The organism is Roseiarcus fermentans, from assembly GCF_003315135.1.
GTDB lineage: Bacteria > Pseudomonadota > Alphaproteobacteria > Rhizobiales > Beijerinckiaceae > Roseiarcus > Roseiarcus fermentans.
Map to the genome: position 1 here is coordinate 92,441 of NZ_QNRK01000003.1, position 22,496 is coordinate 114,936.

A 22,496-nucleotide genomic window follows, 5' to 3' on the forward strand; every position below is an offset into this window, starting at 1 on the left:
AGATTGGGGCGATGTCCGGAGGCGCGGCCGCGTCAAAGCTGGTACAGCGCGGCGTATTCCGGGTCTTTGGCGGCCACCTGCCTGGCGAGCTCGACAATCACGCGCGCCTGCTTCCAGGTCGCGTCGTCCTGCATCTTTCCGTCGATCATCACGGCGCCCGAGCCGTCGGGCATCGCGTCGAGGATCTTGCGCGCGAAGGCGACCTCGCCGGCGTCGGGCGAGAACACCCGCTTGGCGATGGCGATCTGGTTCGGATGGAGCGTCCAGGCGCCGGCGCAGCCGAGCAGGAAGGCGTTGCGGAACTGCGCCTCGCAGGCGTCCGGATCGGAGAAATCGCCGAACGGTCCGTAGAAGGCCTTGATTCCGTGCGCGGCGCAGGCGTCGACCATGCGCGCGATGGTGTAGTGCCAGGGGTCCTGCTGGAACGAGGCGCGCGGCGCGCCCGCGACCGCGTCCGCCAGCACCTTGTAATCCGGATGGCCGCCGCCGACCCGAGTGGTCTTCATGGCGCGGGAGGCTGCGAGATCGGCCGGCCCCAGGCTCATCCCATGCATGCGCGGCGAAGCGGCGGCGATCGCCTCGACGTTGTTGACGCCCTGCGGGGTCTCGAGGATCGCATGGACGAGGATCGGCTTTTTCACGCCGTGCCGCGCCTCGAGCAGCGCCAGATACTGGTCGACGAAATGGATGTCCCAGTCGCCCTCGACCTTGGGGATCATCACGACGTCGAGCTTGTCGCCGACCTCGCCGACGATCCGCGTCATGTCGTCGAGAAACCACGGCGAATTGAGCGCGTTGACGCGGGCCCAGAGACCGGTCGAGCCGAAGTCGGTCGCCTTCGCCATGGCGATGAAGCCGTCGCGCGCGGCGATCTTGGATTCGATCGGGATGGCGTCTTCGAGATTGCCGAGCACCACGTCGACCTGGCCCGCGAGTTCGCCGGCCTTCGCCCGCACCTTCTCGATATGCGGCGGAACGAAATGAATCATCCGCTCGAGCTTCGAGGGCAGCTCCCGGAACGGGCGTGGGGCGCCGATCGCCAGCGGCTCGAAGACTTTGCGAACAGACCTCATCGTGATTGGCCCCACGGTCGAACAAACGCCGCGTCAGCCATACGCGAGATCGGCGCCCGGCTTCAATTGGACAACCGAATGAGGAGCCGCGCCGTCCCCGACGCGAGGCGCGGGCTCAGGCGGCGCCCATCGGGGCCTCGCGACGCAGCTCGCCGTTGAATCCCTGGCGTTCAATGGTCGGAAACTCGAAGGCGGTGTCGAAGGCGAGCCGCTGATGGATCTGCTCCGCCCGCCGCTTCCAGGAGTGATGTTCGCGCACGTAGGCGCAGGCGGCCTCGACGGCTCGCCGCCGATCCGGATCGCGTTCGTCCGCTTCGAGACGGGCGTCGAGATCCGAGCCGTCCGGCGCCACCTGGCAGATGGCGTTCAGCGGCAGCAGACGCTCGTACTCGCCGCTCTTCGGCAGCACGCCGAGCAGCCGGGTCCCGGCGGCGAGGCCTTCCATATAGCGCATGACCAGCGGGCTATACCCCCCGGAGCGCTCCGGGTGGGGCGGCGTGACCAGGAAATACTCGGCGCTCGACGCGATGCGTCCGAGTTCGTCGGCGCTGTAGGAGCCCCTGTCGGAATAGACGTAGGCGAGACCGCGCTTCTCGCAGTAGCGCAGCAGCGCCTGATGCAGCGGCTCGTCCCGCCGTCCCATCCAGAAGGCGAAGATCGACTTGCCCTCGGCGCGGGGACGGAACGAATGCGTGTCGATGCCGAACGGCAGCCATTCGAAACGACCGCGCGGAAACCGCTCCCGCAACTCTTCGACCGCCTCCCGATAGGCGACAAAGCACGGGTCGAGGCCATGCAGGACGGCGGAATAACCGATCTTGTCAATCTGCATCTTCCAGGCGTCGAAGGCGAACGCGGCGCGCCGCGCGGACGGTTTGAGCGCCGCGGCGAGGTGAACGGCAGGCTCCGGCCGGTGCGCATACTGCATCCAGAACAGGACGTCGCACTTCGTCACCTCCGCGCGCACCGCCCTCCAGTCCCGCAGCCGGCGGACGGACATCGGAGGAGGCATGATGATTCGAGCGTTGAAGTGTTCTCTCATAGCGGAAAACAAAGGAGGCGCCAGGGTCGTCCAATGTACCGCGGGATTCAACAGCGAGTTAGACAACAAACCAAGTTCCATTGTCCCGACTCCCACGATTGGACAGCGTCAACTATATTGTCGTCTGCATGGGGAGTCTTTATCAGATTAGGTCACCAAAAATCAATCGTACTGGAAAATTATGATCCATATGTACTCGTTGTAAACGATTGCTGGGTTTAGACAGAAATATGGACGTTTAAAATGAAGTTCAATGTCCTGAAAATATCGAACGCGACAGCGGCTCGGGTCCCGAATGGACGCTATTGGCGCTATCGCCTTTCAGCAATACGCAGATTGGTTAGACTGGGCGTAAATAGGCGGTCGACTTCCGGAGCGATCGCCCTCCCTTTGCGCGTGCGCGAACCGGCCGAGCCGAAGGCGTCGAGAAGGAGAACGGGGGCGATGCCGGCGGCGAGGTGGGAACGGAGCCGACCTCGCGGCGATCGGCCCGCGTCGACGACAATGGAATCAGCGCGAGCGCTGGCCGGCAGGCGGCATGCCTTCGCCCGCGCGTTTCCCGATTGCGGCGCCGTTGCGCCGACGTCGCGAGCGCCGTCGCTCTGTCCCACCGGGCAGTCGAGCGCTCGGACGGGATCGGCGACGCGGCGCGGCGAAGTGGGCGCCAAGCTACGCTCGCGACGCGAGGCGTTCGATCCGCCGGGCGAGCGACAGCCTCTTGTGGCGGGCGAGCGCCAGTTGCTCGACGATCGCCGTCAGTTGCTCGCCGCGCGAAGGATTCGTCCGCATGGCCTCGTCATAACTGATGATCGTCGTCAGTTCCCGGCTCGCTCGTTCGAGGATATCGATGACACTCTGCGTCTCCGTCATGTCTTGGCGAAGTTCATCGAGGGAATGCGTTACGCGTCCCATCAAACAACTCCAGGTCTCGGACGGTCCTCGTGGCTTGTCGTCTCGGGCGGTTGGATGCGGTCGCTGCGGCGGCGAACAGGACGCCCAGCCGCGATCGTTTCGGGATGCAGAGAAGGCAGTCGAAGGGGCGAGCGGTTCCTGCATCTCTGCCCCGGCCTCGAGACCGCGGCCGCGGTCATACTAGAAGAACGGAACCCGGAAAGAAAGAACGCATGGGCGCGGGCGTTCGAGTTGCTTTTCGCCTCGGGGGCGGTCGCCGGCCGCAGCTCGCAACCGTCGCCGGAGACGCGCCCGGAAGACGCCGCGCGAAACAGCAGTGGACCCGCGCCGCCGCCCGGTGCGCCGGGAGCGGAAACGAATTGGAGTGTCCCAACGACAGATCGGGGCGCCGATGCGCGGCGCCTGCCGACCGCGGCTTTGGACAAGCTCCCCGTTCGCGGCCGGACCCGTCGGTCCCGCCACCGAACGGCTCAGGCCGCGACCGAGGCCCATTTCATCGTCGGGTTCGCGCTCCGCCGCTGCGCCGCGAGAAAGGCGCCCGCGAGCACCAGAACCGCGATCGGGCTCGACCCGAGCAACGGCAGCGGCGCTTCGACGACCGCCGAGGCGGCGCTTTCCTTGGTGAAGACGCCGACGGTCTGGTTGTCGGATTCGTAGCCGCCGCCGAAGGTCGGCGCCTCGGAGAACTGGATCTGGTTGAACGATCCGGTGGTGTCGTAGAAATTGATGAAGGCGAAGGATTCGCCCGAGTCCTGGCCTTTGAAGTTCGCGTTCGGGTTGCCGTAGTAGGCCTTGTTGAGCTGCGTCACGGCGGTAACCTGGCCGGGGCTCACCTGACCGACCTGGACGCCGTTGGCGTAGAACGTGACGACGTTGCCGGCGTCGAGCGCCGACAGCCAGTAGCCGAAATAATTGACGTTCTGGTTCAGGGTCAGCGTGTAGGGGTCGCTGTTGAAGGCGACCGCGTACTTGCCGGTCCCGCCCGCCCCGCCGTACTGGTCGGCGCTGTTGATCTGGACGCCGTTCGGACCGGAGTAGGTTCCGGTGATGCCGGTGGCGCCGAAAGCGGCGGTGAAGGACGCATTCATGCCGGTCTTGAGCGTGTCGAAGGTCTCGACGCCCACCGCGCTGAAGGTCGCGGTCGAGGTCTCGACGCCCGGCGCCTCGTAGTTCAGCTCGAAGCTGTCGGCGCGCGCGGCGCCCGCCACGGTCAGGGATGCGGCGAGGAGACCCGCCATAAGCCCAACGTTGAACACCAGCTTCATGTTGCGAGACCCCTTGACTGTGAACAGGTGAACGCAAGGCGCGTGCCGGTCCTCCGGGTCCCGGATTCCGTCGCATGCGACCGACAAAGATTGGAATCGCAAACCTTTCGCTTCGCATTCCGCGACGCGATTCGCTTCGAGCGCGCAAACAGGGCGGCCCTGCCCGCGAAGCCGACCCGTCGTCACGGCTTTTATCCAGGGCTCGGGGCGCGCCTGCGCCGCCCCCGCGCCACATGACAGAATCCGGGACCGCTCGCGCTTGGAGCCGGGGCCGAAACGTGGTTGCGTCGCCTCATGTCGCTCGCACTGATTCGCGCCGCCCAGCCGGTCGAGCTCAACCCCGAGCAGCGGCTCGCGGTCGAGCACGGCCTCGGCGCGGCCGAGGGGTTTTCGCCGCTCCTGGTGATCGCGGGCGCGGGGTCCGGCAAGACGGCGATGCTCGCCCATCGGGTCGCGGCGCTGATCCTCGGCGGCGCCGACCCGAAGCGGATCATGCTGGCGACCTTTTCCCGTCGCGCGGCGGCGGAACTGGTCCGCCGGGTCGAGCGGCTGCTCGCCCGCCGCCTGCCCGCCGAGGCCGCCGCCGCCGCCGCCCCCGACTATTCCGGCACCTTCCACGCAATCGGCGCCCGGCTGCTGCGCGAATACGCGCCGCGCGTCGGCCTCGACCCCCAGTTCACCATCCACGACCGCGAGGATTCCGCCGACCTGATGAACTGGGCCCGCCACGAGGCGGGCCTGACCGAGACCAAGGAGCGGTTTCCGACCAAGGCGACCTGCCTCGCCGTCTATTCGCGCGTGGTCAACGCGCAGGCCGATCTCGGCAAGACGATCGGACGGTGGTTTCCCTGGGTCGCCGCGCACGAGGAAGCCCTGCGCGCCCTGTTCGCAGCCTATGTCGAGGCCAAGCAGCGCCAGAACGTGCTCGATTACGACGACCTGCTGCTCTGGTTCGCGCAGATGCTGGCCGAGCCGGACATCGCCGCCGAGATCGCCGGCCGCTTCGACCACCTGCTGGTCGACGAATATCAGGACACCAACGCGCTGCAGGCCGAGATCGTGCTCGCGCTTCGCCCGCGAGGGCGCGGGCTGACCGTCGTCGGCGACGACGCGCAGTCGATCTATTCCTTCCGCGCCGCGACCGTGCGCAACATCCTCGATTTCCCCGGGGCGTTCGAGCCGCCGGCGCGGGTCGTGACGCTCGACCGCAACTATCGCTCGACCGAGCCGATCCTCGCCGCCGCCAACGCGGTGATCGCGCTCGCGCCGGAGCGGTTCGCCAAGGACCTCTGGAGCGACCGGAGGGAGGGCGCGGCGCCGGCGCTGGTCGTCGTCCCGGACGAAGCCGACCAGGCGCGGTTCGTCGCGACCGCGGTCCTGCAGAACCGCGAGGCGGGGGCGGCGCTGAAATCGCAGGCGGTGCTGTTCCGCGCCTCGCACCACAGCGCGCCGCTCGAGCTGGAACTCACCCGGCGCAACATCCCGTTCGTAAAATTCGGCGGGCTGAAGTTCCTCGACGCCGCGCACGTCAAGGACGCGCTCGCGCTGATGCGCTTCGCCGAAAACCCGCGCGACCGGGTGGCGGGATTTCGCGTCGCCCAGCTTCTGCCCGGCGTCGGGCCGAAGATCGCCGGGGCGATCGTCGCCGCCGCGGCCGAGGACGACGGCTTCGCCGCCATGTCGGCGCTGGAGCTGCCGGCCCGCGCCCGCGCCGGCTTCGACGCCTTCGCGCGCCTGCTGCGGCGGCTCGCCGCCCGCGCCGCCCCCTGGCCCGGCGAACTCGCCGACGCCGTCGCCTGGCTCGCGCCCGTTCTCGAAACGCGCTACGACGATTGCGCGGCGCGGATCGGCGACCTCGAGGCGCTCGAGCGCATCGCCGGCTCGTTCGCCTCGCGCGACCGTTTCCTGAGCGAGCTGACGCTCGACCCGCCGGACGCGACCAGCGACGAGGCAGGCCCGCCGCTGCGCGACGAGGACTATCTCATTCTTTCGACCATCCATTCGGCCAAGGGGCAGGAATGGCGCAGCGTGTTCGTGCTGAACTGCGTCGACGGCTGCATCCCGTCCGACCTCGCGACCGGCTCCAGCGAAGAAATCGAGGAGGAGCGGCGGCTGCTCTACGTCGCCATGACGCGCGCCCGGGACGATCTCACGCTGATCGTGCCGCAACGCTTCTACGTCCATGGCCAGCCGAAGATGGGCGACCGCAGCGTGTTCGCCGGCCGCACCCGCTTCATCCCGCCGCCGCTGCTGAAGCACTTTCTTCGCCGGACCTGGCCGGAGGCGGCGCCGTCCCCTCCTCGCCTCGCCGCCGACGGGCCGCGCGTCGACCTCGCGGCGCGGATGCGGTCGATGTGGCGGTGAGGGCGCCAAAATGCCGACGATCAGCGCGTTTTACGGCATCCTGATCCAGATGTTCTGGCAGGATCACGCGCCGCCTCACTTCCATGCCCTCTATGCGGAACACGAGGCGATCGTCGACATCCGGACCCTCGGGATCATCGAAGGCGGCTTGCCACGCCGCGCGATGGCGCTCATGCTCGAATGGGCGCAGGACCATCGCGCCGAGCTTATGGAGAATTGGGAGCTGTGCGCGCGCAACCGATCGCCGAAGAAGATCGCGCCCTTGCCGTGACGCCGGAGATCACGCCGCGGGCGCCATGGCGCGTCGCGGCTGTGGAAGCGCTGCCTGGTTACCGTCTTCGGGTCCGTTTCGTCGACGGACTGGACGGCCTCGTCGACATGTCGGCCCTGGTGGCCTCGGCGGGCGCGGGGGTCTTCGCCCCGCTTGCGGACATCGCAGCGTTCGGTCAGGTTTCGCTCCGCTTCGGCGCCGTGACGTGGCCGGGCGAACTGGATATCGCTCCGGACGCGATCTACGCGGCGATCAAGGCGAGCGCCGAACGCATCTGCATCCTGTCCTGAAACGCTGGCTCCGATGACGAAGCCCGTTCCAGAATTCCAGAGCGACGAAGATGTCGAGACCTTTCTCGACACCGCCGACCTCGACGACTATGACCTCAGCGCAGGCGCGCTGCCACGTGACGAATGGTTCGCCCGCTACGAGCGGTTCATGAAGGACGCCTCGATCCATCTGCGGCTGCCGAGCAGCCTGCTGGAAGCCGTCCGCGCCCGGGCGGCTGCGGAGAAGATCCCGACGCAAAGACTCATTCGCGAATACATCGAGCGCGGACTGCGAACTTCTGCGGCAAGCGAGAAAGTTGTCGAGGCGAGCACCCGCACGCGATAGAACGCCGCTGCAAATCAGCCAGCCTGTCGAAAAGCTCGGTCGCCCGCACGCAACGCGAAGACGCCCGGAAATCATGGCCCCGCCGGCGGCCCGGCCGAACCCTCGACGCGACGCGATCCGCCCCCTTCGCAGCCTCTTCGCCCTCTTCGCGCCGCCCCATTGACAGGGCGCGCGACCGGGCGTCACGTGACGATTCCATGACAGATCGGGAGGCGGGCGCCGTGCTGCGAAAAGACGTCCTGAAAAATGTGCGCAAATACAGCGAGCCGTTCCGCGTCACCAAGGGAAAGGACTTCCGCCTGAAGGACTTCGATCCCGGCGACACGCTCGGGCTCGACCTGGACAAGCAGGAGGCGAAGGAGCTTCTGAGCCGCGGCTCGGAATGGTTGGCGCTCGAGCAGGAGATTCTCTACGCGCAGGATTCCTGGTCGGTGCTGCTGGTGTTTCAGGCGATGGACGCCGCCGGCAAGGACGGCACGATCCGGCACGTGATGTCGGGAGTCAACCCGCAGGGCTGCGACGTCTCCTCGTTCAAGCAGCCGTCCGACGAGGAGCTGTCGCACGATTTCCTGTGGCGCTATTCGGTCAAGGTTCCGCAGCGCGGCCGCATCGGCATTTTCAACCGCTCGTACTACGAGGAGGTCCTCGTGGTGCGGGTGCATGAGGCGCTCTTGAAGGCGCAGAAGATGCCGCCGCGCCTCGTCGGCAAGGGCGTCTGGGACGAACGGCTCGCGGACATCGCGCGGTTCGAGGACTACTTGACCCGCCAGGGCGTCGTGGTCCTCAAATTCTATCTCAATCTGTCGCGCAAGGAGCAGAAGAAACGCTTCATGGAGCGACTCGACAAGCCGGAGAAGAACTGGAAGTTTTCCGCCGCCGACGTGCGCGAGCGCAGATATTGGGACGACTACATGCACGCCTACGAGGAGGCGATCCGGGCGACCGCCTCCAAGCAAGCGCCCTGGTATGTCGTGCCCGCGGACAACAAGTGGTTCACCCGTCTCGTGGTCGCGGCGGCGATCGTCGAGGCGGTCGACAAGCTCGACCTCGCCTATCCGAAGGTCTCGGCGGCGGCGAAGAAGGACCTCGCCGCCGCGCGCGCCGAACTTTTGGCGGAGCGCTGACGGGGCGAAAAACGAGGACATCGACATGAAGGCCTGGCGTCTCGACAGACTCGGCGGCCGCCTCGCGCTCGAGGACAGGCCCCCGCCCGAGCCGCGTCCGGGCAGCGTGCTCGTCAGGGTCGAGGCGACGTCGCTCGTCAGCTACCTCGGCGCCTATGTCGCGGGACGGCTGCCGTTCTACAACCCGCCGCCCGGGCCCTTCACCATCGGGACAAACGCCGTCGGAAGAATCGAGGCGGTCGGGGCGGGCGTCTGGCGGCTGAGGCCGGGCCAGCGCGTGGTGATCTCGCCGCATGTCGTGGCGCGCGAGAACGTCGACGACCCGGCTCAGATCCTGATCGGCCTGACCGCGCCGCCCGACTCTTCGGCGATGCTCGCCGAATGGCCCGACGGGACGCTTGCGGACCTCGCGCTCGTTCCCGTCGAGGCGGCGACCCCGCTCGTCGGGTTGGAGGCGTTCGAATCGACGCAGCTCGCCGCGCTCTCCCGCTTCATCGTCCCCTATGGCGGGCTGCTGCGCGGGCGCCTGGCCGCCGGCGAGACGCTGGTGGTCAACGGCGCGGCCGGGGCGTTCGGGACGGCCGCCGCGCTCCTCGGCGTGGCGATGGGCGCGGCGCGGGTGGTCGCCGCGGGCCGCAACCCGGCGGCGCTCGCCGAAGTCGCGAGGGTCGCCGGCTCGCGCGTCGCGACCGTGACGCTGACCGGCGACGTCGCGGGCGACGCCAAGGCGATCCGGGAGGCCGGCGGCGGGGCTGCGCACATCGCCTTCGACATGGTCGGCGGCGCGACCGATCCGCGCTCGACACTGGCGGCGCTCACGAGCCTGCGCCGCGGCGGTCGGCTCGTGCTGATGGGCAGCATGACGGTCGACCTGCCCATTCCCTACACGGCGGTCATGCTCAACGACTGGGAGATTCTCGGCCAGTTCATGTATCCGGCCCGCGCCTACGGACGGCTTCTCGACCTCGTGCGCGCCGGGCTGCTCGATCTCCGCGCGATCACGCCTCGCGTCTTTCCGCTCGAGGCGCTTCCCGAGGCGATGGAAGCGGCGGCGGCGGCCGGCAGCCTCGAGATCGCTGTCGTCAGGCCGTCGTGTTGACCGAAACTCATCAGCGCCCTCTTGCCGGCCGAACCGTTCCGTTCGATGCTGACGGGGCGAGGGCCTTTTTCAGGCGCGCTTGAGCGTTGAGTCATTGAATTCTGGTTTCCGCCGCTGCGATGAGTCCGGCGACGACGTCGCCGCAGTCTGAAGGCGCCCATAAAGACCTTTCGTTTCGATCGCGGCAGCTTCGCCTGCCAACGCTGACGTCACATATTCTTCCAGCGAATACTCATCGGCAGCCTTTCGAAGGAGAGCAAACGATGTCGCATCATCTCGACTCCCCCCTCGCTCGCCAGGACATTCGTCTCGACATCACCGACCTGTACGTGTTTCGCGGCGAACTCGGCACCGTGTTCGCGATCAACGTCTGCCATTCGATCTTCGGCCCGATTCCGACGCCCGGCTATCATCCGGAAGGCATGTACGAATTCAAGGTCGACCGCGACGGAGACGCGATCGAGGACGTCACGTACCGCGTCACCTTCGATCCGCGCGACCCGGCCGGCCGGCAGCGCCTCACGCTTCGCCGCCTTGCCGGAAAGGAGGCCGGCGATCCTCACGCGGCCGGCGAAGCGCTGGCCCGGGGCTCGACCGGCGAGACGGTGGCCGGGCCGAACGGCCTGCGCCTCTGGGCGGGAAAGGCGGGCGATCCGTTCTGGATCGAGCCGCACGTCCTGCACGCGGTCGGCCACGCGTTCCAGGACGGCAAGCCGATCGACCTGACCGGCTGGGACCCTGCCCACGCGAAAAACCTGTTCGCCGGCCACACCGTCTATTCCATCGTGCTCGAAGTCCCGGACGACGCGCTCGCCGCCGGCCCGGCCGACGCCAGGCGCATCGGCGTGTGGGCGGTGGCGTCGCTGGCGACCGACGCCGGCGGCTGGCGTCAGATCAACCGCGTCGGCCTGCCGATGATCCATCCGCTGTTCACGCAATACAACGAGGACCTCGGCAATCGACTCAACGGCGGCCGCCCGGCTGACGATTTCGCCGCCTTCGGCGAAACCGCGGCCGGGGCGATCGCCGGCGTCGTGGCGGCGCTCGGCACCTCGGAAGACCCGCGCGGCTACGGCCTCCGCATCGCGCACCGGCTGTTCCCGAACATCCTGCCCTATGAGGTCGGCACCCGGGCGACCTTCGGCTTCGGGGAATGGAACGGACGATCCCTGACCGACAACGCGCCCGACGTGATGTTCAGCATCGCCGCCAACGCGCCGATCCGTCTCGGGATCGGCAAGGAGTCGGTGACGGCGAAGCCCTCGAAGGTCTTTCCGTACCTGCCTCCGGCCGGTTGACGCGCCGGCCGGGGTCGGCTTCGCCGGTCAGAACGTCGCCGCGACGATCTCGCCGACCTGCCGGTTCACCGCGTTGCGGGCGTCCATCGAGTCCGGCCCCTCGGTGTAGTAGACCGCCGCGAGGAGCGGGGCGCGGTTCGGCGGGCGAAGGATGGCGATGGTGTTGGCCGTGCCGTGATCGCCGGAGCCGGTCTTGTCGCCGATCCCCCAGTCGGGCGGAAGTCCGGCGCGAAGGCGCTTGTCGCCGACCCTGTCGGCGATCAGCCAGGCTTCGAGCCGCCGTCTCGACTCCTCCGACAGCACGTCGCCGAGCAGCACCGCCTGCAGGTCGCGCGCCATCGCGAGCGGGGTGGTGGTGTCGCGGGGATCGCCCGGGATGGCGGTGTTGAGCGTCGGCTCGTTGCGGTCGAGCCGCGTGACGGAATCGCCGAGGAGGCGCGCGAAGGCGGTGAAGCCGGCAGGCCCGCCGATCGCGTCGAGGATCAGGTTGGCGGCCGTGTTGTCGCTCCAGTCGATCGCCGCGGCGCACAGGTCTGCGAGCGTCATGCCGCCGGCGTCGACTTGCGCCTTGGTCACCGGCGCATAGCCGAGCAGGTCGGCCTGCCGATACGGGACGAACCGCGTCAGCGTCTCCTGCCCGGCGTCGACGCGCTTCAGAACCGCGGCCGCGGCGATCAGCTTGAACGTGCTGCACATCGGAAAGCGCTCGTCGGCGCGGCGCAGGAGCGTCTCGCCGCTCGACGTGTCGAGCACGGCGACGCCGAGCCGTCCGCCGGCGCTCCGCTCCAGAGCCGCGAGCCGGTCGGCGGCCGCCGCGCGGGCGGGGCCGGGCGCGGCGGCCGCCGCGACGAGGCCGAGGCAAAACCGCCGGCGAGTCGCCGCGACGCCGAAGGTCCGAAGCAGGTTCGTCATGGGTTTGCTCGTGCCGGGTGGAAACGTCGCGACCGGACGGGGAGCCGCTCGCGAGCGGGAGAAGGGAACGGGCGCCGCGGCCCCAGCCTAAAGTTTACCCTGAAGCTCGTCCTCGATGTGGATGCGCACGATCGCGTCGAACGAGGTCTCGGCGCGAAAGCCGAGCGCCTGCGCCCGGGCCGCGTCGAAGGCGCGCGGCCAGCCGGCGACGATCCGTTCGATCGCCGGATCGGGCTCGCGCCGGATCAGACCGACGGCTTTCGCCCCCGCGACGCGTTCGAGCGCGGCGATCTGGTCGCCGACTGTCGCCGATACGCCGGGCATCGTGAGATTCCGGCGCGCCCCGAGCGCCGACGAGTCCAGCGCCGCCGCGTGACGAAGGAACCCGACCGCCGAGCGCGGGCTCGCGTGCCAGTGGCGCACGTCGTCGCCGACCGGCAGCACGGCTTGCCGGCCCATGAGCGGCTCGCGGATGATGCTGGAGAAGAAGCCGGACGCCGCCTTGTTGGGCGCGCCCGGCCTGACGCAGATCGTCGGCAGGCGCAACCCGATCCCGTCGAGGAAGCCGCGGCGCGAATAGTCGGCGAGGAGAAGTTCGCCGATCGCCTTCTGCGCGCCGTAGCTGGTCAGCGGCGTCGCGCAGAAGTCGTCGCCGATCTCGTCGGGAAACGGCGCGCCGAACACGGCGATGGAGGAGGCGAACACGACGCGAGCGCGATACCCGAAGGCGCCGTTCGCCGCGCGGATGGCGTCGAACAGGCTGCGCGTGGCGTCGAGATTGATGCGATAGCCCTTGTCGAAATCGGCCTCCGCCTCGCCCGAGACGATGGCCGCGAGATGAAACACGAGGTCCGGCCGGCCGGCGACGACCGCCTCCGCCGCGCCCGCTGCCGCGATGTCGACGGCGCGGGCCACCGTCCGTCCGGCAAAACCGGTCGGCGCCTCGGGTTCGACCACGTCGATCAGGGTGAGCGCGTCGACCGCCGCCCCGCCCGGCCCGCCGAGCTTCGCAAAACTCTCCGTCAGCTTGCGGCCGAGCATTCCGGCCGCGCCGGTCACCAGGATGTGCATGGGCGCCCTCCGGCAAAGCTCCGCCGCGGCCCGACCGGACCGCGGCGCGCGGGTTCGTTCAGGCGGGAAACCGCCTCACTTGGCGATCGCGGCGTACTTGCCGTCACTCCACTTGTTGATGTCGTAGGTCGGGTCTTTCACGTCGCCCTTGGCGTCGAGCTTGACCGCGCCGAGCACGGTCTCGAACGGCTCGCCGCTCTCGAGCGCCTTGGCGACCGCCTTGGGATCGTCGGAGCCCGCCCTCTTCACGCCATCGGCGATCGCCTGGACGACGCCGTAGCTGAACAGGGTGAAGCCCTCCGGATTGAAGCCCTGCGCTTTGAACTGGTCGAGCGCGTGGGCCGCGGTCGGCGAGCGGCGCGGGTCGGTCGGGAAGGTGAACAGCGTGCCTTCGCCGGCGGGCCCCGAAATCTGCCAGAACTCGGAGGTGGCGATGCTGTCGCCGGTCATCAGCTGCGGCTTGTAGCCCTGGTCGGCCGCCTGACGCAGGATCAGGCCCGCCTCGGGATGATAGCCGCCGAAGTAGATGAACCCGGCCCCGGCGCTCTTGAGCTTGGAGACGATCGCGCTGTAATCCTTCTCGCCCGGGTTGATGCCCTCGAACAGGACCTCGGTGACGCCGCCGGCGTTGAGCTTGTCCTTCACCACGGTGGCGAGGCCCTTTCCGTAGGCCGACTTGTCGTGGAGGATCGCGATGGTCTTGCCCTTTTCGTTGTCGGCGATCCACGGGGCGATGAACGCGCCCTGCGCGTCGTCGCGCGGATAGAGGCGCAGGATGGTCGAGTGGCCCTTCTCGGTCAGCACCGGGTTGGACGAGGCCGGGCTCATCATCAGGATGTTGTTCTCGGCGTAGATCTCCGAGGCCGGAATCGACGAGCCCGAGCAGGCGTGGCCGTCGACGAACTTGATCCCCTGGCCGACGATCAAATTCGCGACCGCGACCGCCTGCTTCGGATCGCAGGCGTCGTCCTGAACGACGATCCTGACCTTGCGGCCATTGACGCCGCCGGCCTCGTTGATCGCGGCGGCGGCCGCTTCCGCGCCGCGCTTCATCTGGTCGCCGATCGAGGCGACCGGACCGGTCATCGGGCCGGCGACGGCGATCACGAGGTCGTCGGCGAGCGACGGCGTCGCGAGCGCCGACAGGGCGGCGCCCGCGAACGACAGAATGACGATGGTGCGCATGTTGGTTTTCCTCCCGGTGAAAGTGGTCGGCGCGCCGTAGAGCCTGCGCGCCGCCTCCCGCGTCGGCTTACTTGCCGATCGCGGCGTACTTGCCCTCGCTCCACCTGTTGAGGTCGAAGCTCGGATCCTTGAGGTCGCCCTTGGCGTCGAGCTTGACGGGGCCGAGCACGGTGTCGAACGTCTCGCCGCTTTTCAGCGCCTTGGCGACCGCCTTGGGGTCGGTGGAGCCGGCCTTCTGGACGCCTTCGGCGATCGCCTGAATGACGCCGTAGCTGATCAGGGTAAAGCCCTCGGGGTTGAACTTCTGCGCCTTGAACTGCTCCACCGCCTTGGCCGCCGCCGGCGACCGCTGCGGATCCGAGGGGAAGGTGAACAGCGTGCCTTCGCCGGCGGGCCCCGAGATCTGCCAGAACTCGGAGGTGGCGAGGGCGTCGGCGCTCATCAGCTGCGGCTTGTAGCCCTGGTCGGCCGCCTGCCGCAGGATCAGGCCCGCCTCCGGGTGGTAGCCGCCGAAGTAGACGAAGTCGGCGCCCGCGCCCTTCAGCTTGGAGACCAGCGCGCTGTAGTCCTTGTCGCCCGGGTTGATGCCTTCGAACATCACTTCGGTGATCCCGGCGGCGTTGAGCTTGTCCTTCACCACGGTCGCCAGGCCCTTGCCGTAGGCCGACTTGTCGTGAACGATCGCGACCTTCTTGCCCTTGTAGTGGTCGACGATCCACGGGGCGGCGAACGCCCCTTGAGCGTCGTCGCGCGGGTAGAGGCGCAGGATCGTGGGATGCCCCTTCTCGGTCAGCACCGGGTTCGACGAGGCCGGGCTCATCATCAGAATGTTGTTTTCGGCGTAGACCTCGGAGGCCGGGATCGACGAGCCCGAGCAGGCGTGGCCGTCGACGAACTTGATCTGCTGGCCGACGATCAGGTTCGCCACAGCCACCGCCTGCTTCGGATCGCAGACGTCGTCCTGAACGACGATCTTGATCTTTTGGCCGGCGACGCCGCCGGCGTCGTTGATCGCGGCGGCGGCTGCTTCCGCTCCGCGCTTCATCTGGTCGCCGATCGAGGCCAGCGGCCCGGTCATCGGACCGGCGACCGCGATCGTCAGATCCTCGGCGAGCGATGGCGTCGCCAAAGCCGACAGGGCGACGCCCGCGAGCGACAGAAGGACAATCTTGTGCATGATTTGAGTCTCCGGGAAAGGGCGCCCTCTCGTCTCGCCGCGATCCTGCGGCGGCGGCGCGTCTTTCACGGGCCATGGCGTAGCCGGGACAGAACGCCGACGCAACCGCGAAGGAACAGAATCAGCCCGGCGTCCAGCGCAGACGCAGGGTCGGCAGGCCCGATTGCGCGCTCGAACCTCGGCCGACGACCACGAAACCCTCGCGCGCGTAAAAACGCCGCGCCCGTTCGTTGGCTTCGTTGACGTCCAGCTCGACCGCGCCGACGGCGAGGCGCTTCGCCTCGGCGACGAGCGCGGCCGCGAGGCCCGCGCCCTTCTCCGCTGGCGCGACGCAGAGCTGGTCGAGATAGCCGGTCGCGGGATCGATCGCCGCGAAGCCCGCCGGCCGGCCTCTGGCGTCGAGACCGACGACGATCGCGCCGCCGGCCGTCCGGTGCGCCGCCAGCCGCTCGACGAGCCACGCCCGGCGCGCTTCGAAGTCGATGGCGAAGCCGCTGTCGCGCCAGGCCGCGACCCAGAGGTCGGCGAGCGCGGGGCCATCGCCGTCCTCGATCGGCCGCAACGGCCGGACGGGCGCGTTCATCGCTCGGTGAGCTTCAGTTCGATCCGCCGGTTGCGCGCCATGGCGGCCTCGTCCGTCCCGGCGTCGAGCGGCTGGAACTCGCCGAAGCCGGCGGCGGCGAGCCGCTCCGGCTCGACGCCCCTGGCGACGAGATACTGCACCACCGCCACGGCGCGGGCGGAAGAGAGCTCCCAGTTCGACCGGAACAGCCCGTTCCCGGCGATCGGTTGGCTGTCGGTGTGCCCGTCGACCCTGAGGATCCAAGGAATATCGGGCGGAATCTCGCGCTCGAGGTCGAGCACGGCGGCGGCGAGGCTGTCGAGCGATTTCTTGCCTTCCGGGCTGATGTCGGCCTTGCCGACGTCGAACAGAACCGAGGATTCGAACACGAACCGGTCGCCGACCACGCGAATGTCCGGCCGGCTTCCCAGAATCTGCCGCAACCGGCCGAAGAAGTCGGAGCGGTAGCGGGCGAGTTCCTGCACCTTCTGCGCCAGCGCCACGTTGAGCCGCTGGCCGAGATCGGAGATCTTCGACTGCGACTCGCGATTGGCGGCCTCGGAGGCCGACAGGGCGTCCTCGATCGCCGCGAGCTGCTTGCGCAGCGCCGCGATCTGCTGGTTGAGGATGTCGACCTCGGCGAGCGCCTTGGCGGAAATCTCCTTCTCGGCCGAGAGCGCGTTCGACGCCGCCGCCGCGCGCCCGGCGGCGTCGGCGGACGCCGCGCTCTCCGCCGCCGCCCCGGCGAGCCGCTTCTGCTCGCGTTCGGCCGCTTCCAGCGTCGCCGACAGCGAGGCGATCCGGGTCTGGTCGGCGCTCTTCTGGGTGCGCTCGAGCGCCAAGAGGTTGGTCAGCTCCTCGATCTGCCGGTTGAGCCGCGTCAGCGCCTCGTCCTTGCCGGTCACCTCGCGCGACAGGAAGAACTGCGCCAGCATGAACACGGACAAGAGGAAGATGATGACGAGCAGCATCGTCGACAACGCGTCGACGAACCCCGGCCAGTAGTTGACCGGCTCGTACCGACGGCTGCGCGACAACGCCATTCCGTGCTCCTGCCTTTGTAGCCGCGCTCGCTGAGCGCGGCGCGCGGTCAACGACCGCGCCGCCAACCACTCCGCCCGCCAGGGGGCGAAGGGTCAGCGCGTCGACAATTCGTCGAGCAGCCGGCGCAGGAGTTTGCCGATGTCCTCCTGCTGCTGGGCCTGGACGTCGACCCAGTTTCGAATCTGCTGCTGCTCGGTGCGCATGTGGCCGACCAGGGCCTGGATGCCCTCGGCGAGGGTCGCGATCGCGGCGGCGTTCTTCTGGCTGTCGACGTGCGGCGGGCCGACCGCCACCGGCTGCGGCACGGTCTCCGGCTCGGCCGCGCTCGTGCGCACGTGGCTCGCCAGAAACTCCTCGAACTCCGAATAGAAGCGGTTCTGCGCCTGCCCCGCCTGCAGGTCGAGGAAGCCGAGGATGAGCGAACTCGCGAGGCCGAACAGCGACGAGGTGAACGACACGCTCATTCCGGCGATCGGCGCGGACAGGCCGCTCTTGAGGTCCTCGAACATCGACGTCGTGTCGGCGCCGGTCTTCATGCTGTCGATCACGCCGCTGATCGAATGGACGGTCTCGAGCAGGCCCCAGAAGGTGCCGAGCAGCCCGAGGAACACCAAGAGGCCGATCAGGTAGCGGCTGAGCTCGCGCCCCTCGTCGAGGCGGGTGGCGATCGAATCGAGGATGGCGCGCGAGGTGAGCGTGGAGAGGCCGCTCGCGCCCGCCCCGGCGTTGAGCATCGCCGCCATCGGAGCGAGCAGCAGCGGCTGCCTGACCTTGCGTCCGTCATAGGCGCTGGTCAGCGAGTTGACCCAGTGGATTTCGCGAAACAGGCGAAAGACCTGGCGGAAGGTGAACAGCGACCCGATCGCCAGCACGCCGAGGATGAGCCCGTTGAGGCCCGGATTGGCGGAGAAGGCGAGCTGGAGCTGCTTGAGCAGGATGAGGACGACAAAGCCGACCAGCGCCAGAAAGGCCGCCATCCCGACCAGGAAGATACGGGGCGAGGTGAGAAGACGGATATCCGGTTCGTTCGCCATGGCTCTCGGGGGGCGGGGTCCTGAACGCCGATAGCCTTTGCTGATGGCCATAGCAAGTCTGGAGCCGGGCCGGCGACCGATTTCCCCGGCCGGCCGCCGTGGAGGCGGACCGGCGCGGGCTCGAAGCGCGCCGTCAGGCGGCCTTCGGCTTCAGCCAGCCGCGGTTCATCAGCACCTCGGCGATCTGCACCGCGTTCAGCGCCGCCCCCTTGCGCAGGTTGTCCGACACGCACCACAGGTTGAGGCCGTTCTCGACCGTGGGGTCCTCGCGGATGCGGCTGATGTAGGTGGCGTCCTCGCCCGCCGCCTCGTGCGGAGTGATGTAGCCGCCGGGCTCGCGCCGGTCGATCACGAGGCAGCCGGGCGCCTCGCGCAAAATGTCGCGCGCTTCGTCCGCGGTGATCGGCTTCTCGAATTCGATGTTGACCGCCTCGGAATGGCTGATGAACACCGGCACGCGCACGCAGGTCGCGGTCAGCTTGATCTTCGGATCGAGGATCTTCTTGGTCTCGGCCACCATCTTCCACTCTTCCTTGGTCTGGCCGTCGTCCATGAAGACGTCGATCTGCGGAATGAGGTTGAAGGCGATGCGCTTGGGAAAGGTCTTGTTCTCGATCGGATTGCTGGTGAACACCGCGCGGGTCTGCGAGAACAGCTCGTCCATCGCGTCCTTGCCGGCGCCGGAGACCGACTGGTAGGTCGCCACCACCACGCGCTTGATGGTCGCACGGTCGTGCAGGGGCTTGAGCGCCACCACCAGCTGGGCGGTCGAGCAGTTCGGGTTGGCGATGATGTACTTCGCGACGAAGCCGCGCGCCGCCTCGGCGTTGACCTCGGGGACGACGAGCGGCACGTCCGGGTCCATTCGCCAGGCGGACGAGTTGTCGATCACCACGCAGCCCTTGGCGCCGATCTTCGGCGACCATTCCTTCGAGACTGAGCCGCCCGCCGACATCAGGCAGATGTCGGTGTCGGTGAAATCATAGTTTTCCAGCGCCTTGCACTTCAGCGTCCGGTCGCCGAACGACACCTCCCTGCCGATCGAGCGGGAGGACGCGAGGGCGACGACCTCGGAGGCGGGAAAGCGCCGCTCGGCGAGAATGGAGAGCATCTCGCGCCCGACATTGCCGGTGGCCCCGACGATCGCGACCTTGTAGCCAGACATGATCGAATTCCTTTTCGGCTTTCAAAGCCTCCCCGCTTCCAGCGTCCGCCTCCGGCGGACTTCGCCCCGGCGCCCCGCCGGGGGAGGAAACCGGAGCGGAAGGCGCGTTCAGCCGATCGTCCCGCCTTTGAGCGGGCGACGCGTTTTGGTCGACGTCGTTTTGACGAGACGCGGCATGGCACGGGGTTCCGGCTCGGGCGCGAGGAAAGCGCCGAGCGGGTTTTCGCAAACCATGGCCGGCCTGCATTGTCAATGCGGCGCCGGAGCGGCAGGCTCCCGATTTCGGGCGGGGCAGCCGAGAGAACCGCCGCTCCACACGGGGCAAGCCTGCCCGCCATGAGCCGGGACGTTCGTCGAGGCGCCGGATCGCCGAGCGGTTCGACCGGGCGGCCCGAGCCGCTATCCCTACGGCCGCAATCGTGGCACGGTGATCGACAGTCACCTGACGGAGGACCCCATGCAGTCGGTCGCTTTCAAGGCCGGAGAGACCATCATTCGCGAAGGCGACGAGGGCGATACGGCGTTCTTCATTGTCTCGGGCGAGGTCGAGGTTCTGGTCGGAAAGGGCGGGAGGCGGGTCGGCACGCTCGCGACCGGCGAGGTGTTCGGCGAGATGAGCCTGATCGAACCCGGGCCGCGCTCCGCCACCATCCTCGCCCAGACCGACGTCGAATGCCTGGAAATGTCCTACGACGAGTTCATCGGCTCGCTCGAGGACAACCCCGAGCGCGCCGTCGCCTTCATGAAGACCCTCGTCCGCCGGCTGCGCCAGATGAACGAGCTCATGGAGAAGATCGACCCCAACCGCCGCGGCCTGCGCGGCTTCGTGCGCGACGTCCAGAAGGCCGCCGGCCCCTCCCGCCCGGCCGATTCCGAGGCGGTGAACCTGTCGTGGACCATGCTGTGGTGACGACGCCCGCCCGAGGCGGGCGAGGGTCGAGAAAGCGCCGCGCCCCGTGCGGCGAGCGTCACAGTTTGACCCGCTTGAGCCGCAGCGCGTTGGCGATGACGCTAACCGAGGAGAGCGACATCGCCGCGGCCGCGACGATCGGCGACATGAGGACGCCGAACGCCGGATAGAGCGCGCCCGCCGCGATCGGAATCCCGGCGGCGTTGTAGAGGAAGGCGAAGGTCAGGTTCTGGCGGATGTTGCGCATGGTCGCCTTCGACAGGTTTCGGGCGCGCACGAGGCCGGCGAGGTCGCCCTTGATCAGGGTCATGCCGGCGCTCTCGATCGCGGCGTCCGTTCCGGTCCCCATCGCGATTCCGACGTCGGCGGCGGCGAGCGCGGGGGCGTCGTTGACGCCGTCGCCGGCCATGGCCACGACCCGCCCCTCGCGCTTGAGCCGGGCGATCGCCTCGGCCTTGCGCTCCGGCGGAGTCTCCGCTTCGAACGCGGCGATGCCGAGCTTCTCGGCCACGGCGGCGGCGGTCGAACGGTTGTCGCCGGTCATCATGACGACGCGCATCCCCTGGGCCGCGAGCGCGGCGAGCGCCTCGGCGGCGCCGGCCTTGATCGGGTCCGACACGGCGATCAGAGCGGCTGCGGCCCCGTCCACGGCGACGAACACCACCGTCGCGCCCTCGCGCCGCAGCGCCTCCGCCCGCGCGGCCAGCGCGCTCGGGTCCGCGCCGCGCTCGGCGACGAAGACGCCCGAGCCGACCGCGACCGCGCGCCCGTCGACGCGGCCGACGACGCCGCCGCCCGGAAAAGCCTGGAAGTCGGCGGGCTCGGACAGCTTGAGACGCTTGCGCCGCGCGGCGGCGACGATCGCGGCGGCGATCGGATGCTCGCTCGACCGCTCGAGCGACGCCGCGAGCCGCAAGGCGTCGTCGGCCGGGACTCCCTGCGCGGCCTCGAGCGCCGTCAGGCGCGGCTTGCCTTCGGTCAGGGTCCCGGTCTTGTCGACGACCAGCGTGTCGACCGCCTCGAACCGTTCGAGCGCCTCGGCGTCGCGGACCAGGACGCCGGCGCGCGCGCCCTCCCCGACTCCCACCATGATCGCCATCGGGGTCGCGAGCCCCAGCGCGCAGGGGCAGGCGATGATCAGCACCGAGACCGCCGCGACCAGCGCGAAGGCGAAGCGCGGCTCGGGCCCGAACGTCAGCCACACGAGGAAGGCCAGGATCGCCGCGGCGAACACCAGCGGCACGAACCAGCCGCTGACCCGGTCCGCGAGCCTCTGCGCCGGCGCGCGGCTGCGCTGCGCCCTGGCGACCAGATCGACCATGCGCGCGAGCGCCGTGTCGCGTCCAACCTTTTCGGCCCGCACGACGAGGGCGCCCGAGCCGTTGACCGTGCCGCCGATCAGCTTCGCGCCGACCGCCTTCATCGCCGGCATCGATTCGCCGGTCATCATCGATTCATCGACGGCGCTCGCGCCGTCGACCACCTCGCCGTCGACCGGGATTTTTTCGCCCGGGCGCACCCGGAGCCGGTCGCCGACCATGACGTCGGCGAGCGCCACCTCGTGATCGTGGCCGTCGGCGTCGATGCGCAGGGCGCGCTTCGGCGCGAGGTCGAGCAGCGCCCGGATCGCGTCGCCGGTCTTCTCCCGCGCCGTCAGCTCGAGGACCTGCCCCACGATCACAAGCAGCGTGATGACAGCCGCCGCCTCGAAATAGACCGGCGGCCCGCCGTGATGGCCCATCCCGCCGGGGAACAGTCCGGGCGCGAGGGTCGCCACGACGCTGTAGGTCCAGGCGACGCCGACGCCGAGCGCGATCAGGGTGAACATGTTGAGGTTGCGGGTCCTGATCGAGCTCCAGGCGCGGACGAAGAACGGCCAACCGGCGCCCAGCGCCACCGGGGTCGCGAGCAACAGCTCGATCCAGCGCGAGAGCGCCGGCGTCAGCTGCTCCGGCCGCCAGAGGTGGCCGCCCATGTCGAGAACGACCAGCGGAACCGACAGCGCCAGCGCGAACCACAGCCGGCGCTTCATGTCGATCAGTTCTTCGTTCGGCCCGGCCTCCGCCGACGGGGTCTCCGGTTCGAGCGCCATGCCGCAGATCGGGCAGGCGCCCGGCCCCTCCTGGCGCACCTCCGGGTCCATCGGGCAGGTGTAGATCGTTCCGGGCGGCGCCGCGGGCGCCGGCGCGGGTTTCGGGCCGAGGTAGCGCGCCGGGTCGGCGACGAATTTGGTCCGACAGCCCGAGGCGCAGAAGTAGTAGGTCGCTCCGTCGTGGTCGCAGCGATAGTCCGCGGTGGCCGGATCGACCGACATGCCGCAGACCGGGTCCCTGGCCAGGGCCTTGTCATTGTCGACGAGACTCATCGCATGCC

At 68.8% G+C, this 22,496-nt stretch carries 21 protein-coding genes; 8 read left to right on the top strand and 13 right to left on the bottom strand.

The genetic code is table 11. From position 1 onward, the window contains the following. Positions 1 to 32: 32 nt before the first annotated feature. The 4 genes from DFR50_RS03560 to DFR50_RS03575 all read right to left on the bottom strand — a co-directional run bounded on the left by DFR50_RS03560 (position 33) and on the right by DFR50_RS03575 (position 4,292). On the bottom strand, positions 33 to 1,073 hold the full coding sequence (locus DFR50_RS03560) for an HpcH/HpaI aldolase/citrate lyase family protein (protein ID WP_113887828.1): 1,041 nt from the start codon (positions 1,071 to 1,073) through the stop codon (positions 33 to 35). 115 nt (positions 1,074 to 1,188) lie between these two features. Beyond that, positions 1,189 to 2,085, bottom strand: coding sequence for a glycosyltransferase family protein (locus DFR50_RS03565; protein ID WP_170153039.1), 897 nt, complete (start codon positions 2,083 to 2,085; stop codon positions 1,189 to 1,191). Positions 2,086 to 2,784: 699 nt separating this feature from the next. After that, the gene (locus DFR50_RS03570) at positions 2,785 to 2,985 is read right to left on the bottom strand and encodes a hypothetical protein (RefSeq protein ID WP_147262647.1); all 201 of its coding nucleotides are present in this window, start codon (positions 2,983 to 2,985) and stop codon (positions 2,785 to 2,787) included. 512 nt (positions 2,986 to 3,497) lie between these two features. Continuing rightward, complete coding sequence (locus tag DFR50_RS03575) at positions 3,498 to 4,292, bottom strand: Npun_F0296 family exosortase-dependent surface protein (RefSeq protein ID WP_113887831.1); 795 nt, start codon at positions 4,290 to 4,292, stop codon at positions 3,498 to 3,500. A gap of 294 nt (positions 4,293 to 4,586) precedes the next feature. Between DFR50_RS03575 and DFR50_RS03580 the strand changes: the two genes are divergently transcribed. From DFR50_RS03580 to DFR50_RS03610, 7 genes are all read left to right on the top strand, one after another. Next, positions 4,587 to 6,656, top strand: a complete 2,070-nt coding sequence (locus tag DFR50_RS03580) for an ATP-dependent helicase (RefSeq protein ID WP_113887832.1) — start codon at positions 4,587 to 4,589, stop codon at positions 6,654 to 6,656. A 10-nt stretch (positions 6,657 to 6,666) separates the two neighbouring features. Then, the gene (locus tag DFR50_RS03585; protein ID WP_113887833.1) at positions 6,667 to 6,927 is read left to right on the top strand and encodes a DUF4160 domain-containing protein; all 261 of its coding nucleotides are present in this window, start codon (positions 6,667 to 6,669) and stop codon (positions 6,925 to 6,927) included. After that, positions 6,882 to 7,217 carry a DUF2442 domain-containing protein gene (locus DFR50_RS03590; protein WP_210208797.1) on the top strand — a complete coding sequence of 112 codons (336 nt, stop codon included), beginning with the start codon at positions 6,882 to 6,884 and terminating at the stop codon, positions 7,215 to 7,217. The genes DFR50_RS03585 and DFR50_RS03590 overlap by 46 nt, the downstream gene beginning before the upstream one ends. Before the next feature lie 13 nt (positions 7,218 to 7,230). Further along, on the top strand, positions 7,231 to 7,542 hold the full coding sequence (locus DFR50_RS03595) for a CopG family antitoxin (RefSeq protein WP_113887835.1): 312 nt from the start codon (positions 7,231 to 7,233) through the stop codon (positions 7,540 to 7,542). Between the two features lie 221 nt (positions 7,543 to 7,763). Then, the gene (locus DFR50_RS03600) at positions 7,764 to 8,666 is read left to right on the top strand and encodes a polyphosphate kinase 2 family protein (protein WP_113887964.1); all 903 of its coding nucleotides are present in this window, start codon (positions 7,764 to 7,766) and stop codon (positions 8,664 to 8,666) included. Between the two features lie 25 nt (positions 8,667 to 8,691). Beyond that, a complete protein-coding gene (locus tag DFR50_RS03605; RefSeq protein WP_113887836.1) occupies positions 8,692 to 9,765 on the top strand; it encodes a zinc-binding dehydrogenase in 1,074 nt (357 codons plus the stop codon). 263 nt (positions 9,766 to 10,028) lie between these two features. Next, on the top strand, positions 10,029 to 11,063 hold the full coding sequence (locus tag DFR50_RS03610; protein WP_113887837.1) for a DUF4331 family protein: 1,035 nt from the start codon (positions 10,029 to 10,031) through the stop codon (positions 11,061 to 11,063). Between the two features lie 27 nt (positions 11,064 to 11,090). On the opposite strand, the gene bla is transcribed toward DFR50_RS03610, so the two are convergent. From bla to DFR50_RS03650, 8 genes are all read right to left on the bottom strand, one after another. After that, positions 11,091 to 11,975, bottom strand: a complete 885-nt coding sequence (gene bla, locus DFR50_RS03615; RefSeq protein WP_113887838.1) for a class A beta-lactamase — start codon at positions 11,973 to 11,975, stop codon at positions 11,091 to 11,093. 87 nt (positions 11,976 to 12,062) lie between these two features. Continuing rightward, positions 12,063 to 13,046: a D-erythronate dehydrogenase gene (denD, locus tag DFR50_RS03620; RefSeq protein WP_113887839.1), complete on the bottom strand. Its 984-nt coding sequence runs from the start codon at positions 13,044 to 13,046 to the stop codon at positions 12,063 to 12,065. A gap of 75 nt (positions 13,047 to 13,121) precedes the next feature. Further along, positions 13,122 to 14,231: an ABC transporter substrate-binding protein gene (locus tag DFR50_RS03625; protein ID WP_113887840.1), complete on the bottom strand. Its 1,110-nt coding sequence runs from the start codon at positions 14,229 to 14,231 to the stop codon at positions 13,122 to 13,124. A 67-nt stretch (positions 14,232 to 14,298) separates the two neighbouring features. Next, positions 14,299 to 15,408 carry an ABC transporter substrate-binding protein gene (locus tag DFR50_RS03630; RefSeq protein ID WP_113887841.1) on the bottom strand — a complete coding sequence of 370 codons (1,110 nt, stop codon included), beginning with the start codon at positions 15,406 to 15,408 and terminating at the stop codon, positions 14,299 to 14,301. A gap of 121 nt (positions 15,409 to 15,529) precedes the next feature. Then, on the bottom strand, positions 15,530 to 15,991 hold the full coding sequence (locus DFR50_RS03635) for a GNAT family N-acetyltransferase (RefSeq protein WP_113887842.1): 462 nt from the start codon (positions 15,989 to 15,991) through the stop codon (positions 15,530 to 15,532). Further along, entirely contained in the window at positions 15,988 to 17,013 is a 1,026-nt protein-coding gene (locus DFR50_RS03640) for a peptidoglycan -binding protein (protein WP_113887843.1), read from the bottom strand. The genes DFR50_RS03635 and DFR50_RS03640 overlap by 4 nt, the downstream gene beginning before the upstream one ends. A 93-nt stretch (positions 17,014 to 17,106) precedes the next feature. Next, entirely contained in the window at positions 17,107 to 18,048 is a 942-nt protein-coding gene (locus DFR50_RS03645; RefSeq protein WP_113887844.1) for a flagellar motor protein MotA, read from the bottom strand. Between the two features lie 133 nt (positions 18,049 to 18,181). Beyond that, entirely contained in the window at positions 18,182 to 19,213 is a 1,032-nt protein-coding gene (locus DFR50_RS03650; protein WP_113887845.1) for an aspartate-semialdehyde dehydrogenase, read from the bottom strand. 457 nt (positions 19,214 to 19,670) lie between these two features. On the opposite strand from DFR50_RS03650, the gene DFR50_RS03655 reads away from it, so the two are divergent. After that, on the top strand, positions 19,671 to 20,123 hold the full coding sequence (locus DFR50_RS03655) for a Crp/Fnr family transcriptional regulator (protein WP_113887846.1): 453 nt from the start codon (positions 19,671 to 19,673) through the stop codon (positions 20,121 to 20,123). A gap of 58 nt (positions 20,124 to 20,181) precedes the next feature. Here the strand turns inward: DFR50_RS03655 and DFR50_RS03660 are convergent, their stop codons facing one another. Continuing rightward, positions 20,182 to 22,488, bottom strand: coding sequence for a heavy metal translocating P-type ATPase (locus DFR50_RS03660; protein WP_113887847.1), 2,307 nt, complete (start codon positions 22,486 to 22,488; stop codon positions 20,182 to 20,184). Positions 22,489 to 22,496: the final 8 nt, after the last annotated feature.

Coding starts and splice junctions, on each gene's coding strand:
- DFR50_RS03560 (WP_113887828.1), bottom strand. CDS start 1,073: ATGAGGTCTGTTCGCAAAGTCTTCGAGCCGCTGGCGATCGGCGCCCCA.
- DFR50_RS03565 (WP_170153039.1), bottom strand. CDS start 2,085: ATGCCTCCTCCGATGTCCGTCCGCCGGCTGCGGGACTGGAGGGCGGTG.
- DFR50_RS03570 (WP_147262647.1), bottom strand. CDS start 2,985: ATGACGGAGACGCAGAGTGTCATCGATATCCTCGAACGAGCGAGCCGG.
- DFR50_RS03575 (WP_113887831.1), bottom strand. CDS start 4,292: ATGAAGCTGGTGTTCAACGTTGGGCTTATGGCGGGTCTCCTCGCCGCA.
- DFR50_RS03580 (WP_113887832.1), top strand. CDS start 4,587: ATGTCGCTCGCACTGATTCGCGCCGCCCAGCCGGTCGAGCTCAACCCC.
- DFR50_RS03585 (WP_113887833.1), top strand. CDS start 6,667: ATGCCGACGATCAGCGCGTTTTACGGCATCCTGATCCAGATGTTCTGG.
- DFR50_RS03595 (WP_113887835.1), top strand. CDS start 7,231: ATGACGAAGCCCGTTCCAGAATTCCAGAGCGACGAAGATGTCGAGACC.
- DFR50_RS03605 (WP_113887836.1), top strand. CDS start 8,692: ATGAAGGCCTGGCGTCTCGACAGACTCGGCGGCCGCCTCGCGCTCGAG.
- DFR50_RS03610 (WP_113887837.1), top strand. CDS start 10,029: ATGTCGCATCATCTCGACTCCCCCCTCGCTCGCCAGGACATTCGTCTC.
- bla (WP_113887838.1), bottom strand. CDS start 11,975: ATGACGAACCTGCTTCGGACCTTCGGCGTCGCGGCGACTCGCCGGCGG.
- denD (WP_113887839.1), bottom strand. CDS start 13,046: ATGCACATCCTGGTGACCGGCGCGGCCGGAATGCTCGGCCGCAAGCTG.
- DFR50_RS03625 (WP_113887840.1), bottom strand. CDS start 14,231: ATGCGCACCATCGTCATTCTGTCGTTCGCGGGCGCCGCCCTGTCGGCG.
- DFR50_RS03630 (WP_113887841.1), bottom strand. CDS start 15,408: ATGCACAAGATTGTCCTTCTGTCGCTCGCGGGCGTCGCCCTGTCGGCT.
- DFR50_RS03635 (WP_113887842.1), bottom strand. CDS start 15,991: ATGAACGCGCCCGTCCGGCCGTTGCGGCCGATCGAGGACGGCGATGGC.
- DFR50_RS03640 (WP_113887843.1), bottom strand. CDS start 17,013: ATGGCGTTGTCGCGCAGCCGTCGGTACGAGCCGGTCAACTACTGGCCG.
- DFR50_RS03645 (WP_113887844.1), bottom strand. CDS start 18,048: ATGGCGAACGAACCGGATATCCGTCTTCTCACCTCGCCCCGTATCTTC.
- DFR50_RS03650 (WP_113887845.1), bottom strand. CDS start 19,213: ATGTCTGGCTACAAGGTCGCGATCGTCGGGGCCACCGGCAATGTCGGG.
- DFR50_RS03655 (WP_113887846.1), top strand. CDS start 19,671: ATGCAGTCGGTCGCTTTCAAGGCCGGAGAGACCATCATTCGCGAAGGC.
- DFR50_RS03660 (WP_113887847.1), bottom strand. CDS start 22,488: ATGAGTCTCGTCGACAATGACAAGGCCCTGGCCAGGGACCCGGTCTGC.